General features: G+C 67.1%; 12 protein-coding genes. 5 read left to right on the top strand and 7 right to left on the bottom strand.

The genetic code is table 11. From position 1 onward, the window contains the following. Window positions 1–38 precede the first annotated feature (38 nt). A complete protein-coding gene (locus FGL98_RS06815) occupies window positions 39–1,307 on the top strand; it encodes a lipopolysaccharide biosynthesis protein (RefSeq protein WP_146315991.1) in 1,269 nt (422 codons plus the stop codon). On the opposite strand, the gene FGL98_RS06810 is transcribed toward FGL98_RS06815, so the two are convergent. The 4 genes from FGL98_RS06810 to FGL98_RS06795 all read right to left on the bottom strand — a co-directional run bounded on the left by FGL98_RS06810 (window position 1,272) and on the right by FGL98_RS06795 (window position 5,530). Continuing rightward, window positions 1,272–2,114, bottom strand: coding sequence for a class I SAM-dependent methyltransferase (locus tag FGL98_RS06810; RefSeq protein WP_146315990.1), 843 nt, complete (start codon window positions 2,112–2,114; stop codon window positions 1,272–1,274). The genes FGL98_RS06815 and FGL98_RS06810 overlap by 36 nt on opposite strands. Window positions 2,115–2,120: 6 nt before the next feature. Next, window positions 2,121–2,978: a class I SAM-dependent methyltransferase gene (locus FGL98_RS06805; protein ID WP_146315989.1), complete on the bottom strand. Its 858-nt coding sequence runs from the start codon at window positions 2,976–2,978 to the stop codon at window positions 2,121–2,123. Between the two features lie 3 nt (window positions 2,979–2,981). Further along, the gene (locus FGL98_RS06800) at window positions 2,982–4,916 is read right to left on the bottom strand and encodes an acyltransferase family protein (RefSeq protein ID WP_146315988.1); all 1,935 of its coding nucleotides are present in this window, start codon (window positions 4,914–4,916) and stop codon (window positions 2,982–2,984) included. Window positions 4,917–5,002: 86 nt separating this feature from the next. Next, window positions 5,003–5,530: a hypothetical protein gene (locus FGL98_RS06795; RefSeq protein WP_146315987.1), complete on the bottom strand. Its 528-nt coding sequence runs from the start codon at window positions 5,528–5,530 to the stop codon at window positions 5,003–5,005. Window positions 5,531–5,739: 209 nt separating this feature from the next. On the opposite strand from FGL98_RS06795, the gene FGL98_RS06790 reads away from it, so the two are divergent. Then, window positions 5,740–5,934 (top strand): hypothetical protein, encoded by a 195-nt coding sequence (locus FGL98_RS06790; protein ID WP_146315986.1) that lies wholly within the window; start codon window positions 5,740–5,742, stop codon window positions 5,932–5,934. 337 nt (window positions 5,935–6,271) lie between these two features. On the opposite strand, the gene FGL98_RS06785 is transcribed toward FGL98_RS06790, so the two are convergent. Continuing rightward, window positions 6,272–6,721: a hypothetical protein gene (locus FGL98_RS06785; RefSeq protein ID WP_146315985.1), complete on the bottom strand. Its 450-nt coding sequence runs from the start codon at window positions 6,719–6,721 to the stop codon at window positions 6,272–6,274. 247 nt (window positions 6,722–6,968) lie between these two features. Here FGL98_RS06785 and FGL98_RS06780 point away from each other — a divergent pair, with 247 nt between their 5' ends. The 3 genes from FGL98_RS06780 (at window position 6,969) to FGL98_RS06770 (ending at window position 14,051) form a co-directional block, all read left to right on the top strand. Beyond that, window positions 6,969–10,382 carry a hypothetical protein gene (locus FGL98_RS06780; protein WP_146315984.1) on the top strand — a complete coding sequence of 1,138 codons (3,414 nt, stop codon included), beginning with the start codon at window positions 6,969–6,971 and terminating at the stop codon, window positions 10,380–10,382. A gap of 350 nt (window positions 10,383–10,732) precedes the next feature. Further along, window positions 10,733–12,076 carry a hypothetical protein gene (locus FGL98_RS06775; protein ID WP_146315983.1) on the top strand — a complete coding sequence of 448 codons (1,344 nt, stop codon included), beginning with the start codon at window positions 10,733–10,735 and terminating at the stop codon, window positions 12,074–12,076. A 796-nt stretch (window positions 12,077–12,872) separates the two neighbouring features. Continuing rightward, window positions 12,873–14,051 (top strand): IS30 family transposase, encoded by a 1,179-nt coding sequence (locus tag FGL98_RS06770; RefSeq protein WP_425460986.1) that lies wholly within the window; start codon window positions 12,873–12,875, stop codon window positions 14,049–14,051. A 21-nt stretch (window positions 14,052–14,072) separates the two neighbouring features. Here FGL98_RS06770 and FGL98_RS06765 read toward each other — a convergent pair whose 3' ends face one another. Both FGL98_RS06765 and FGL98_RS06760 read right to left on the bottom strand, forming a co-directional pair. Beyond that, window positions 14,073–14,600: a GNAT family N-acetyltransferase gene (locus tag FGL98_RS06765; protein WP_146315982.1), complete on the bottom strand. Its 528-nt coding sequence runs from the start codon at window positions 14,598–14,600 to the stop codon at window positions 14,073–14,075. Between the two features lie 51 nt (window positions 14,601–14,651). Continuing rightward, entirely contained in the window at window positions 14,652–15,038 is a 387-nt protein-coding gene (locus FGL98_RS06760; RefSeq protein WP_186526022.1) for a GNAT family N-acetyltransferase, read from the bottom strand. Window positions 15,039–15,595: the final 557 nt, after the last annotated feature.

The raw sequence follows: 15,595 nt of genomic DNA, 5'->3' as shown, positions 1-15,595 counted from the left end.
TGCCGCCCCGGACCGTCCAACCAACCTATGAGGCCCCTGTGAGCGCACCGAAGCCGGCCTCCGACACGGCCGCACCGAGCACAGCTCTCGGTCTGCTGCTCGGGGTCGCGATGGGGTCGGCCAACGTCCTCGGCTACGTCATGGTGCTGCTGCTGTCACGGTCCTTGGGGCCGTCCGACTTCGGCGGCTACAGCGCGCTCAGCACGTATGGCGTGATGCTCGCCATCCCGGCCGGCGCCTTCCAGGTGGTGATCGCGCGCAGGCTGTCGGGACGCACGGGCGACACGCTGGATCCCACCAACGGTCTACGCCTGGCACTCACCGCCGGGCTCGGGCTCTTCGCGCTGACATGCGCGGTCTCTCCCGCACTGGCGCACACCTTCCATCTCCCGTCGGCGTGGGCCGCGGTGCTCCTCGGCGGCATGCTCGTGCCGATGCTGCTGACCGGCTGCTTCCAGGGGGTTCTCCTTGGCGGTCACCGGATACGTGCGCTGTCGGTGCTCTACGTGATGACCGCCTTGACTCGGCTGATCGCGGCCGCGATCTCCGCCGGCCTGGGCTGGGGGGTGACCCAGGTGTTCGCCGCGATGCTGACCGCCGCAACGGCCACCATGCTCACCGGCGCGTGGCTGTGCCGCGCCCAGATCCGTCGGCTCCCCTTCACCGGGCACGGTCTGGCTCGGGAGCTGGTGCGCTCCAACAGCACGCTCGCGGCTTACATCGTGCTGACCAACGTCGATGTGCTGCTGGCCCGCCACTTCCTGTCGACGCACGACTCGGGAGGCTACGCCCTCGCCTCCACCTTCGGGCGGGCAATCTGCTGGGGCACCCAGTTCATTGCCCTCATGATCGTGCCGCGGATGCACAGCAAGGACGCCGCACGCACGCTGCTCAAGGCGAGCGGGCTCGTCGTGGCGATCGGAGTGACCGGTTTTGCCGTCGTCGCGACCTCTCCGTCGCTGTGGATCACCATCGCCGGAGGGGTGGAGTTCAAGGGCTTCGGCCAACTCGCCCTGGCCTGCGTGGGCCTGGGCATCGCCTGGGCCCTCGCGCAGGTGTGGCTCTTCTCCGAGATGGGTTCAAACCAGGGGCTGCTCGGCGCACTCACCTGGGTCGTCATCGTCCTCGAAGTGCTTGCGATCACGCTGTTCTGGCACAACAATGCTGGTCAGATCGTGGCCGTGTGCTCGACCGGTGCGGTGCTGATCGCCCTCGTCGGGCTGGTCCGGGTCATCCTCCGACACCAGGCCCGCGTCGATCTGGGCGAGGACTCAGCGTTCATCGTCGCCGATAGCCCGCGAACGTGACAGGACGACCTTTGCCGCACCCTTGAAGAAGCCCGGAAAACGGTCGGCGGCCTTCCACGCAACGGTGTTGAGCCGGTCCTGGACCCGAGTCTGGTAGATCCGCAGGACCTCGTCCGTCCGGCTCAGCCGCTGAGCGTGTCGCGAGCTCGGCCTACGGAAGACCAGCGCGTGCAGCCCGTTCGCCCACCGCGGGTCGTTGGCCTCGCGCGCATCCCAGGTCGCGACGACCTGCCATCCCGGATGGCGCTTCAGGAAGAGCCGGTGCGCACGCTGCACCAGCGGCCAGCTGGCGTCGTCCACCAGCACCAGGGCCTCATCGGCGAGCAGCGGCTCCGCCACGGCGAGGGCAAGATAGTGCGACAGCAGGGTGTGCTCGCCGTCGTAGAAGTACACCCCGACCGGACGGTCGATGACCGAGCGGTCTGCCATCAATGTGAAGCAGTCCCCTTCCAGCAGATGGACGTTGGCGCCTCCGGCATGCCGTTCAAGATTGCCCATCAGCTCGTCTCGTGCCTGCTGCCCGGTCATGCCGAACTCCAGGAAGTTCTCCATCGCATAGAACGTCTTGTCGGCATTGCCTTGCGCCGCGGCGCAGACCGAACGCCCCTTGTAGGTGCCCACCTCGAGGTAGGCCTCACCGTCGGGCAGAACCGCGGCGGCAGCCTGCAGCACCGCCAGCTCGTTCGGCCCGGTGTAGCCGGCGACCTCGTCGGTCATTGCTGTCCAACTGGGGTCGACGGGGTCGGTATCCTGCGGATCGCCCGGGAAGACGGCCGTCAGGTGACTGAGAAAAGCACTGGTGTCCATTGGTTTTCAGCCCTTGCTAGTTGGTGGTCGACGTGCGTCGGTGCCGATTGCTCTCGAACGTGCCATGAACGCTCGAACGACGTCCTTGGCGGGTTCGGGAACGTGGGCAGCACAACGCCATGCGGCCTTGTTGAGGTGACGCTGCACGCCGGTCTCATAAAGCCGGAGCACCTCATCGACCCGCCGCGTCCGAGGTCGGTCTGCTACTCGATGGAAGACCAAGGCGTGCAAGCCATTCGCCCACCGGGGATCCTCCACCTGCCGGGCATCCCAGGTGGCTTGCACGCGCCACCCTGGATGGGTCCGCATGAAGAGCGCGTGCGCGCGACCCACCATCGGCCACGTTGCGTCGTCCACCAGGACGAGCGCCTCGTCCGCAAGCAGCGGCTCCACGACGGCGAGCGCGAGGTAGTGGGCCAGCAGGGTGTGCTCCCCGTCGTAGAAGTACACGCCAACGGGGCGGTCGATCGCTCCGGGCCGGCTCATGAACTTGAAGCAGTCGCCTTCAACCAGCCGTATATCCGAACCAGCCGCATAACGTTCCAGATTGCTCGTCAGTTCGTCACGCGCGAGCTGCCCCGCCATCCCGAACTCAAGGAAGTTCTCGACCGCGTAGAACCTCTTGTCAACGTTGTTCTGCACCGCGGCGCAGATGGACCGGCCCTTATAGGTGCCGACCTCCAGATAGGCCTCGGAGCTCGGCATACAGGTCGCGGCGAGGTTGAGCACGGCAAGTTCGTTACGCGCCGTGAACCCGGAGACGTCAGCAACGATCGTCTGCCACTGCGGGTCGATCGGGTCGCAGTCCTGCGGATCTGCCGGGAATGCGGCCTCGAGCCGGGCGAAGAAAGCACTGGTGTCCATGGTTCAACCTCTGGTGGTAGATGCGTGAGGAGCGTTGTCACGAATTGCGGGAGCCAGCCAGGTCCAGACCATGGCCGCTCCGCGAGGAGCGAAGTGCACGGTGTCGTGATAGAGGTCGACCTTGTGAATGGTCGAGTGGTACCCGTCGGCGCACAGCTGGTGGTGCAGATCGAGCAGGGCGGCTCCCTTCGTATTTGCCACCCACCTGCGGATGGTGGCGTTGGCCCAGTCGACAAGCGTGTCACTGCTGCCGAGAGCCGCATAGAACTGCAGCGACGGGGCCAACAGCTGTCGGTCGATCCGCCGGCAGGGAATGTTCACCACGTCCATCCTGGAAGCACCTGCCTTCTGAGCGTTGTGCCACATGGCGGTCAGCGTATGGCTGATCAGTGCGCTCATGCCGGCACTGCCCGGCTCAACGGTTCCCTGCGAGGTCCGGTGCGCGACAAGGAACTGCTCGGCCGCCACCACCACGACGGTCTTGTCCCCTGCCGTCTTGACGTGAGCAGGCCACCCATCGCGCCAGCGATTGCACGGCGCCGGGCTCGTCGCCACGTGGCCGTCGTGAATCATGGGGGCATCGATCAGGTCGCAACCCAGCAGGGTCTTGTTGTCCAGGTGCTCGTCCCGGTAATGGCCCGGCAACCAGCCCAGGACCAGCGATGCGGCCACCGAGCCGCCGACCAGCGCAAACGGCACCTGTTGGCTGCCGGCTCGGTACGCCGGCTGATCGGTTCGCAGCGGCGGCACCGTGGCCAGCGAGGTCGACGTGCCCTGCCACAGGGCCAGACTGCCGGCCATCGTCGCCGCGACAATCGCCATCGGCACGGTCCGGCGAATCCGAGCGCTGGAGACGATTCCTCGGAGCCCGTGCATCATGATCGGCAGTTCGAGATGCCTGAACGACAGCGATGCCACAACGAGCGTGATCAGGAGCTGAATCGCTCCGGACACCAGCCCCGGAAGGGCGTGCATCGGCAACCAGAGGTGGATCGGCCAGTGATAGAGGTACAGGCCGTAGGAGATTCGTCCGAGGTAGACCAGTGGTGGCCATCCGAAGAGCCGGTTGATCAGCAGGCCGCGTTCGTCGATCGCCGCGAAGCTCATGAGCCCCGCGCCGAGGGCGAACAACAGCATTCCGCCCTTGTTGTAGACCCAGGCGCTCGTCGGACTGAGCACGAAGATCGCGGACAGCGAGACCAGCAGCCCGACCCAGGCGAGGAGGTGTGTGGCCGACCGGCTCAGATGGGCCGGTTCGCGGCCTGACCGGTCGACTCCGAGCAGCAGCCCGATGGCCACTCCGACGAGTAGGGCTTGCGCGCGGGTGTCCGTCCCGTAGTACAGGCGCGCCTGGCTCACAACGCCGTGGTAGCCGATGTGCGCCGTCCACAACGCCGAGAGGGCTGCCAGTGACAGGGCCACCGTCGCACGACGGCCCCTTCGGATCGCGAAGGTGCAGATAGCCAGGATCAGGAACGGCGCCAGCACGTAGAACTGCTCCTCGACCGCGAGGGTCCACGCATGCCGCAACGGAGACACCTGGCCGAACAGGTCGAAGTAGGAGTCGCCTCGGCTGATCAGTCGCCAATTCAAGAAGAACCCGAGAGTGGCAAATGCGTCGCCACCGAACTGCCTTTTCAGGACGGCGGACTGAAAGAGTGCCGTGTGGATCAGCACGGCGATGACGAGCACCAGCATCGGGGGGACGATCCGGCGTACCCGCCGGACATAGAACCGTCTGGCGGCGACGCGGCCGGTCAGGCTGTGCTCCTTGACCAGCATGCGCGTGATCAGGGCACCCGAGAAGACAAAGAAGTGGTTGATCCCGACCCAGCCGCCGGCGAGCGCGGCCACCCCGAAGTGATAGAGCATCACAAGGATGACGAACAGCCCGCGGTATCCGTCGATGGCCGCGAACCGGCCACGACTTCGGGGCATACGTAGTCTCGGTGAATCGAGTCCGAAGTGCACCCTTGTCAACGCCTATCCACTCGACCACCACGGATAGGCGCGCTCCGCTCCACTCAGTCTTCGGGTTCGACGACCGCGCGCCGACGGGGACGGCGCACCTCGTCCTCATCGTCGTCACCGCGCGGTCGACGAGCCGGCCGGTCATCCTCGAGGTCGTCGTCGTCCCAGGCGGTGCTTACATGACGTCGGCTGCGCTCAGCCGCACGACGACGGAACGGTGCATCGTCGTCACCATCGAACGCGTCCCTGGGCACTCGCGCCGGGCGCTCCTCGACCGTTCGGTCGACGCCGAAGAACCAGCACCCGAGCGCTGCGGTCAGGATGCCGAGGGCTGCGAAGAGATACGTTCGGTAGAGGTCGACATGGGTGACCTCCTCGCAGACGCTCTTCTGAAACGACGAGGTCGGCGGGTGGGCGGCGGAGCCACACTCGAAGACACCGCCGGACGAGGTCTGAACGCTTACCGGCACGAAGTAGTAGTAGATCGCGACGGCAATCAGGCAGGTCGCCACCATCACACAGATCTTGCTCCCCGTGCGCAGATGGATCAGGGTCCGGGTCTCAGGGGCATCCACAGGCATGCGCGGCATACTATCCGCCCTGTACCTGGGTATGTCTACTGGCCGGTACGTCGGCTCCCGTCGACCCCGCCACAGTGAGGAGAGCGGCTCGGGTGCCAGGCACCGGGCCGCTGGCTGGGTGTCGACCTGTTCTTCGTGCTCTCCGGCTTCCTCATCACCTCCCTGCTGACGACGACGCGACGGCTGGGTCCCAACGGCAGCGATACGTCGTGGCGGGGGTCCTCGCGGTGCTCGCAGCCTTGTCCGTATGGCGCATGGGGGCGCTCTACATCCCCGCCGCCGACCCCAGCCGGGTCTACTACGGCACGGACACGCGAGCCTTCGAGCTACTCATCGGCGCGGTGGCCGGCCTCCTGCCGCACCGGCATACGCCCCACTGCCGCAGCGTCACTCGGTCATGCTGATCGGCAACTCCATCCCGGAGAGCCTCGCGAAGTACGAACCCACCAACGCCTATCCGGATCTCATGACCACGACCGACACGAAGATGGCTGCGACCCCTTCGACGGGGTGCGGCTCAGCTCTGGTGGACCACAAGAGCCCTCCCCCCAGTGCGTCACGCGGCGCAAGACCTGCACCACGTCTGTTGCCTCTGAAAAGCACAATGCGTCTGGTTGGTTCTCGCGTGGTGAATCGGCGACGCTCGCACGACATCGCATCATCTCGCCCGAAATCGCGAAATACGACCAGATAATGCGATCTCGAGGAAGGGTCGGGCGGAAAATTGCGACGCCGACTCGTTCAGGCGGGGCGACTTCTCCCATCACCTGCCGTTGCCGCCTGACGCCCCACGCGTCGGCCGTGGCGGATGATGAGCACCGTCCAGACCATTGCCGCGGCGAACGCGAGGATCGGCAGAATCCGGTCCCAGTTGTATGCCGTCGAGAAGGTCGTGGACGCGATGATCACTGCCGTGCCACCGGGCTGGAGGAGGTAGACCACCGCCCAGATGCCGCTGACCACCGGGCGCGGCATCAGCACACCCGACAAGCCGAACACCACACCGATCAGCGCCGTTCCGGCGCAGTCCTTGTACAGCAACACTTTCGGATCTGTGCTGCCCACCACCGCCACACCTGCTGACAAGGCGGCGAAGGCGAAGATCGTCACCGCAACGTTGAAGGCCAGGCCCTTTCGTGCCGGGTGCTCCCGCAGCGCGCGGGCGATCTGCTCATGATCGGTCCGCTCCACGGCACCACCTCTGTTCCGCCTCCGTTTCATACTCCGCCGGCCGGCCGTTCCTACGGGATGCCCTGTGTCATCACTTCGCCCCGACAAATGTCACGGGAGGGGGTGCCAGCACCCCCGCGACGGGGTGCGGGCAACCCCGTCCAAGGAGGCGTGCCGGCACCATCGGCTCCGGGCGAACTTCGGCGGATCGTGGATCCCATCAGCCCGGTCACCTCGACTGAGCGTTCTCCTGGAAGGGAATCCAGCCATGACCACAACCATGCCCGCCCCGATCGCCGCCCCATTGCCGACGGTGCCCGGCACCGCCTACACGCTGCCCGGAGTCTCCTGGCTCTCCTTGCAGGTGCAGGGCACCGCCGGCACCCTGACCGTCGGCTCAACCAGTCTCGCCGTGCAGGTCACGCCCCCAGCGGACGGCTCGCCCGCCCAGGTGCGGGCCGACCTCCATCAGGTCACGCTGGGTGCACTCATCGCCGCAGCCGGGGCCGCCGACCCCCTCGCTACGCTCCCGCCCGCACTGGTGCAGGCCATCTCGCCGGCCGCGATCGCGAGCATCGGCGTCAGCGTCGACCTGGCCGGGCACCGACTCGCCGGCTGCGACCTCACCGTGGACGCCGTCCCCTCATGGGCACCGGGAGGTGTTGAACTCGACAAATTCGCCGTGAACGTCGCGCTCACCCGCACTGCCGACGGGACCGGGATCGACATTACCGGCACCGCCACGTTTGCCGGTGCAGGCGTGACCCTGGCCATCTCGCGCGACCCCGCGGCGATGGGTGCCGCCGCGTGGTCACTGCACGCCGGCCTCGCCGCGGGAGCGACGCTGAGCGCGTCGGCGGTCGCCACGGCATACGGGCTCAGCGTGCCCAGCAGTCTGCCGGACCTTGCCCTGTCCGGCTGCGCACTGGACGCCGCGCTGGACGGCTCGGCGGTCTCCTTCACGGCCACGTCGCCGACCCAGTGGCGGGTTCCGGTGGGTCCGGACGGGATCTCGGTCGGACAGCTCGCGGTGGCATTCGACCGCACGAAGGCGGGATCCACCGGGTCTGTGTCCGGGACAGTGCAGCTGGCCGGAGTGAACGTCCCGGTCACGTATGCCGTGCCGGGCGGACTCACGCTGCACGCCACCATCGACACGGCGGCACCGTTCGCTCTCATCGAGGATGTGGTCGGCGCCGCGAGCGTCGGCGCCCTGACCCTGCCGCCTGAGCTTGTCGCGCTGACCCTGACCGACGTGGTGCTCGCCATCGACGTCGACAAGGCAGAGCTGTCCTTCGCCGCGACTGGCCCGGGCTTCAAGCGAGTACAGGCGGTGGTCCGCAAGGGAACGTCCTGGGGCTTCGCCCTCGGCATCGAGCTGGACGACGACTACCGGTTCTCCTCGCTGTCCCCCGCGCTGACCGGACTGGACACCGTTCACCTGCCCGATGCGCTCATCGTCATCTCATCATTCGACGACACCACGTTCACCTTCGACGAGCTTCAACCCGAGGCAGGCACGGGCGTCAGCGAGGGCGTGGTCCTGGACGGCCGGCTCGACCTGTCCGGGCTCGGGGCCGACAAGTTCCTCGGCGAGGCGCACCTGGACGTGAAGGCTCAGATCGGCCCGTCGCTGGCGGACCTGGAGCTCGACGCCGGTGTCGGCGACATCACCATCACCGACGGCGTCGTCCTGAAGGATGCGAAGTTTGCCCTGCACCCGGACCCGGAGAACGTGTCGATCTCGGTGTCCGGCGCCGTCGCCGTGACCATCGACTCCAGCCGACTGGAGTTCATCGGCGGCGTGAGCGTCGTGCCCAACGGCATCTCCTTCTTCGCCACCATGAAGGGCACCTGGCGGGACCCGTTCGGCGCCAAGGGCATCGCCCTCACCGACGTCTCCCTGCAGATCGGATCCGACTTCGAGGGCGTCCCGTCGATCGGCATCGCGGCCGGCTTGACCGTCGGTGCGTTCCAGGGCAACGCGGCCGTCTCGTTCAACTCCCAGAACCCGGCCCAGAGTGTGCTCATCGTGGCGTTCAACCACCTGTCGCTCATGGACGTCGTCGAGACGTTCTGCCCGACCGAGGTGACAGCGGACATCCCGAGCGACGTCCAGGGCACGCTGGCCGGCGTCTCGCTGGAGAACGTGGACCTGTATGTCGTGCCGCAGGACACATCGATCGGTGCCCTCAACTACAAGCAGGGTCTGCGCGTCGGCGGCACCCTGCACGTCGCCGGGTTCACCGCCACGGCCGACGTCGAGGTCGACCAGCAGAACGGGATCAAGGCGAAGGGATCCCTGTCCCCCGTGGTCGTCGGGGACGTCTTCTCCCTGACCGGCACGGACCCGAAGGACGGTCCGGACCTGGACATCGAGGTGACCGCCACCGCAGTGCCGAAGATCGCCTTCGACGGTCAGGTCAACCTGCTCGGCGTGACCGCGGGCGCCTCGGTGTCGCTGTCCGACTCCGGCTTCGACTTCCGTTGTGGCGGAAGGGTCTTCGAGCTGTTCTCTGCTAACGTGCACAGCTACGGCGGCAACCTGCAGTCGGGAGCGGGCTTCATGGTGCACGCCGACCTGCAGCAGGACTTCCTCTCGGACCTGGCCAGGCGGGCGGCTGCGGTGCTGCAGCGGGCCGGGGCCGACGCGCAAGCCCGGATCGCCGCCGCCCAGCAGGGCGTCTCCGCGGCCCAGGTGGACGTGCAGCGGTTCTCTGCCTCGGTGCAATCCGCGCAGGCCGACCTGGCGAGCGCGCAGGCGGATGCCCAGACCCAGCTGCAGGAGCTGTCCGCGAGGGTGACCCAGGCCCAGCAGGCCCTGGGAGCGATTGACGCGCAGATCGGCACTACGCAGGCTCAGATTCAGGCCCAGCGGGATGCCGCTGCCGCGCAGCTGACTGACCTGCAGCAGAAGCTCGCCGCTGCGCAGAACTCGGTCAACACGCTCAGCGGCCAGGTGAACGGTCAGCAGGCGCAGATCGACCAGTTGAATGGCGAGATCGCCTGGTGGAACAACTGGTACAACAACCTGGCCTGGTACGACAGGGCGTGGGGCTGGACCGAACTCGGTGCCGAGGTCGGCTGGCGCGGCACCCAGGTCGCCGGGCTCGAGCTGTCGATCCAGGCTCTACGCGGCTCGTTGGCCGCCGCGAACGGCGTCCTGCAGCTCGCGCAGCAGGCAGTCAACGCAGCACTGGCCGCCCAGGCGAGCTACCCGATCGATCAGGACCCGCGCATCCTGGCGTTGCAGGGCGGACAGGCAACGGCGCAGCTGGCACTGCAGACTGCGCAGAGCGCCCTCGCCGCGGCACAGCAGGTGACCGCCGCAGCCATCTCGGTAGCGAGCCAGGCGCTGACCGGCTTCCAGCAGCAGCTCGGCACCGCCACCATGGTGCTCCAGGCCGCTAACGCGGCGCTGACACAGCTGAACGTGGCCATCGGCGATGTCGCCGCGGTCAGCGCCTACATCGCCGCGCACGGTCTGGACAGCCTGCTCGACGTGCGGACGGCATCCTTCACCGGCACGTTGGACGCAACCTCCGGCGGGTCGGTGACTCTCGACGCGGACGTGGTCTTCCAGGGCACCGAGGAGCAGATCCATCTGACCTACGACTTCCATGACCTGGCCGCGGGAGCGGAGGCCCTCGCCAAGGAGGTGCTGCCCGCGTTGCCGCTCTGACTCGCGGCACTGCCAGCGGCCGGACTCCCTCGATCGGGAGTCCGGCCGCCTCACGTGCACAGAGCTTCCCGGCCGGGCGACGGCGCAACTGCCGCAGAAACTCCGGGGACTCCTGCCAGCGGTTACGGTCGGGAAACCAGTAGAGCATCCGCGCGGTGCCCAGATCCAGCGCACCGAACAGGTGCCGCACGCCACCACGACCGCGTCAGGCGTGAAAGCAGACTCGACCGCGTCCACTGCCGGACGTCCCCCACCTGGGGGATGTTTAGCGACTCCGGCGCCGTCATGGTGTCTGGTACAGGCCCTTCCTCGGCGATCACGCGCCCGGCCCTTGGCAAGGAGATACCACCATGAGTGACACCCGGAAAGACCACCAATCCGATTCGACTGATACGACTTCGTGCGCACTTGCCCTGATCGATTGTGAGCACCGGGATGTGCTGGACATGCGCCGCCGGCTGGTATTCCCGACCAGCACACGTGGCACAGACGGGCGAGCGATCGACGTCGAGGTGGCATTGCACACGCGGTTCACGCGCGCGTCCGGGCCGTTGACGCTGGGCCCACCGATCTACAGCACGACCCTGCTGCCCGGCGAGAAGGTGCGCCTGGCCACGACGGATCGGCGCAGCCGGTTCAGCTTCGACAGTGAGAGCCAACTGTCCCACCGCAGCGAGCAGCTGTCCGAGGAGCAGTACCGGATGTCCGCCTTCCGCGCCGTGATGTCCGATCAGAACAGCACCGACAACGGCTCGACCAGCACCACCGAACAGGGCGCGTGGGACTTCCACGGCGACGCGTCCGGGTCGATCGGCCTCCTGTCGGCAAGCGCGGACGCGAATGCCCGCGGCAGTCACAACGCGTCGTCCACTGCCGACTACCTACGGGAGCACAGCGCCCACGCATCCCTCGCCGAACGCACATCGGTGGAAGCAACGCGCACGGCGCACGCGGTGTCGGTGGGCGAGGTCTCCACCCGGACCCACCAGGAGGGCGAGTCGGAGGACCACTTCGAGTCCGCATCGCGAGAGTTCGCCAATCCCAATCAGTGTCATGCGTTGACGTTCGTCTTCCACCGGCTGGACAAGTGCGAGACGACGACGTTCGAGCTGGTCTCGATCCGGCTGCGGGTCATAGACTCCGCGGCACCGACACCAGTGCCGGGCAACCCACTGCGTTCGGTCGGGTGGATCGCCAGCATCCCGCAGGAGCTGCCGGCCACGGCAACCGCCCGGCTGACAGCCGAGGATCGGGGACTGCAGAGCGTGGCGCTCTACGCGAAGGTCGGGCTGGCCGAGCAGCTACGCCAGCCCGCCCCGTCTCTCATCTCGTCGACGAGCCTACGCATCCCTGAGAGCCCGATATCGGCGGACGATCGCCATACAGCCCTGGAGGAGGTGGAGAAGGCCCTGATCGAGGAGGGGCTGCTTGATCAGGAGACCCGCGACGTGTCCGAGCGGATCAGGAAGGAGATCGGGTTCGAGCGGGAGACGGCGCTGCCGACGGCAGGAGTGATCGTCAGGGGAAGTCTGGACGACTGCAACGTCTGCGAAGTGGACCTGCAGCGGAAGGTGCACCTAGAGCTCGAGCGCGCGGACCTGCAGAACAAGCTCCTCGCTCGTCAGATCGAGCTGCTGGACAAGGCGCAGGAGTACCGCTGCTGCCCCGAGCCGACCGACCCCGACGACGACTGAGCTCAGTTCCGGCGATCGATTACGGCAGCAGTGCGACCCGCGCGTCGAGCAGGTCCGCAAGTGCGCGGGGCAGGTTGACCTGGATGCCGTGCATCCCAGCCGGGACGTGCCGGAGCTGGCGGCGGCCCGTACCCAGGTCCTCCGGTCACCCTCGGCTACCCTTCATCGGTAGGTGCCGGTTGGCCGGTCTCGGGCAGATTGTCTCTTGGCAGGACTTGACGACCCGTGCAGCCGGATGGCCTGGTTGACGCGGGCAGCACGGCGCCCCTGCCGGCGGGGGCGCACTTGACACTGATGGGAATACTCCCGCGATAAGTCAGGAAGCATGCCGTGATGTCCAACTCGTCAGCAGCGCGCCGGTCATCCACGCACCGTCGGGCTTTGACGGCGGAGGTGACCGGCGGCAGAAGCAGGCCACGACCGCCGAGCCGAACGCGAACAAGGACACGAACGGTGTGGCACCGCAACCCACAGGCGGTGTCACCCTGCGCGATGCCTACGACTACAGACACTCACCGAACGAAACACCGCTCGGCGACACCGACACGCTGGACACAATCCACTCACCACCTGCACCAATTGCGGATCGGCTCGCTCAGTCCGCAGTCCAAGAAAGAGCAGAAGAGCACGGTCGAGCCGCACCCGGTCGGCCTCGGGCAGGTAGTCCATGGTGGCACTGCATAGAACAGCTTGGGGACTTGGCGGACCCGGTTGCCGGCGGCCCATGGCGAGCTCAATCGGTCGTTGCAACACCCCTTCTGTTTGAGAGGTGTGCGACGTGCGTTCGAAGAAGGAAATGATCGAGGTGCAGGCCCGGTTCTGGGTGCTGATGGGCCAGGGGTCGACCCTGCAGGCGGCCTGTGATGCTGTCGGCGTGAATCGACTTACTGGCCGCCGGTGGCGCCAAGCGACCGGCGGGCAGGTTCCGCGGAAGAAGCCCGAGCCCTCGGGCCGGTACCTGAGCCTGGAGGAGCGGCTGCGCATCGCGGACCTGCACCTGGCCGGGACCGGGGTGCGGGCCATCGCCCGGCAGGTCGGGCGCCCGGCCTGCACGGTCAGCCGCGAGCTGGCCCGCAACGGGACCGAACCGAGCAGCCCGGGGCGCAGGAAGTACGCGCCGTATGCGGCGCAGAAGCGCACCGAGCTACGCGCCCGGCGACCCAAGACGAGTAAGTTTGAGCACGCCGAGCTGGCCGGCGAGGTCCAGGCCAAGTTGTGCGTGAACTGGAGCCCGGAGCAGATCCGTGACCACCTCGCCAGGACGTTCCCCGATCGGGCGGAGATGCGGGTGTGCCCCGAGACGATCTACCAGGCGTTGTACGTCCAAGGTCGTGGTCATCTGCGCGCTGACCTGCATCAACACCTGCGGACCGGTCGTGCGGTGCGCCGCCCGCGGCGCTCGACCGTCAAGGGTCCTTCGGGGAAGATCCCGGACATGATCTTGATCAGTGACCGGCCCGCGGAAATCGCCGACCGGGCCGTGCCCGGACACTGGGAAGGCGATCTCATCCTGGGGTCGAACTGCCGCTCGGCGATCGCCACGTTGGTGGAGCGTCAGACCCGGTTCACGATGCTGGTCCACCTGCCCGACGGGCACGGCGCGATCGCTGTGCGTGATGGCCTGGAGGCCACCATCAAGACCCTGCCGGAGCACCTGCGTAGGTCCCTGACCTGGGACCAGGGGACCGAGCTGGCCCAGCACCGTCAGATCACCCTGGCCACGAAGATGGCGATCTACTTCTGCGACCCGCACTCCCCTTGGCAGCGCGGATCCAACGAGAACACCAACGGCCTGCTGCGTCAGTATTTCCCCAAGAGCACCGACCTGTCCGTGCACTCCGCCGAACGGCTGCTCGAAGTGGCCACCGAGCTCAACGACCGGCCACGCAAGACTCTCGGCGGCATCACCCCGGCCGAAGCCCTGCAACGACTACTGTTTGACCCAGAAACGCCCCCTGTTGCAACGACCGCCTGAATTCGCCCATCGTCAAATGGTTCAACTCGACAAAGGGCAGGATTCGATCCAGTGGTCGGGCGGAACGTGCGGCCGGTGTGGGACCGGTCGTTCCTGCTCGGTCCAGCGACCGGGCCCGAACACGTCGTCGGCAACGTGCCGCCAGAACACCATCGCTGCCTTGTTGTCGTGCTGGAAGGCGATCGTCCAGTCGCCAGGGTGCCGGTTGATGACCTCCAGGGCCAGCCGGTGTCCAACGCGATCCCTGCGCGCTGGTGAGGCAACCCAGAAGGCTCGCATCGATCGCCGGGCGTCGGTGAGGCCGTCCACCAGAGCAAACCCGATCGGCGCGTCCTCGCCGGTATTCGGGTGTGGCCGCCACACCAGATATCCGATCGCGCCCGCATGCGGGAAGGAATCCAGCTCCCGAGTCTGATATCGGCCGTCGGCGTACGGCAGCCCATTAACCACCGGCGCGAGGTCGTTGCGGTAGGCCTGCCACAGCCAGGCGACTAACTGCCACTGATCATCCTTCACCGGGCGCACGTCGAGCGGCGGGTTCATCGTCACGGACGTAGCGTAGACGAGCGACCCGTCGAGCTATCCCCACAGGACGACGGTCTATTGGCCCGCCGCGTCCGTGCCGTGGTGTCGTACGTCCAGGTCGCGACCCAAGAAGAGGACTCCTTCGACGGGTGTCGCGACGTAGGGCTCGATCGGCTCGAAACCCTCCGCGTCGTATAGGGCGCGAGCGGCGGTCATCGTGGCCAAGGTGTTCAGGACCAACTGTCGAAGACCATGAGCGCGAGCCAACTCCGACGTGCGGTCCAGCAATCGGCGGCCCAGGCCGCCACCACGGTGCTCCGGTCGGACAAAGAGGTGTCGGACCTCACCGCGGGCTGCATCCAGTGCACGCAGCCCCACGCAGCCGACCGCCTCGCCATCTTCGTGCGCGAGCAGCAGGAAGCCGGGTGCGGCGTAGAACGAGTGAAGCTGGACCAGCTCCATGGTCATATCGTCGAATCAAGCACACACGTCCGCGGCGGACGCGTAGCCCTCTACCGCGCGGCGATACTGCCCGAACAGCCGTCGTGCCGCGGCGACCTCTCTTGCTTCGATTGCCACCTCAATCGACGCCATACCCGTCACGATATCGCCGCACAGTCCAGGGGTGCACGGCCTTATGGTCCAGCGCGCCGCAGCGGGCACAGACCTGGGAGCGAACCTGCTGAGGTGCTGCAAGGCGCCGTCATCACCCATGCCGTGCGTCGCGACCACAACGATGTGCAGGCGATGCGGATCGACCTGCCGTAAGACGATCACGCCAGGCAACGTGGTGGTGCAGCGGCTGGTCGCCGTCAGCCCAGGGTAGTCGCGGTCCCGGGCGACCGTGTTGTGGGCTTGACGTTGACGGGCGGTTTTCTTCTGCTGCCTCGTTATGGGGCTCTTCAGACCTGTGGTGGGGGTAGGTGCTCGTCGTGGGTGAGTCCGCCGCCGATCAGGAGCATGCGTAGTCGGTAGTTGTCGCGGTTGCGGAAGCCGCGGGCGATGCGCCGTTGCAGCTC

The organism is Leekyejoonella antrihumi, assembly GCF_007845645.1.
GTDB classification, from domain to species: domain Bacteria; phylum Actinomycetota; class Actinomycetes; order Actinomycetales; family Dermatophilaceae; genus Leekyejoonella; species Leekyejoonella antrihumi.
The sequence above is the reverse complement of the archived record's forward strand: the minus strand, read 5'-3'. Positions and strand labels throughout refer to the sequence as shown.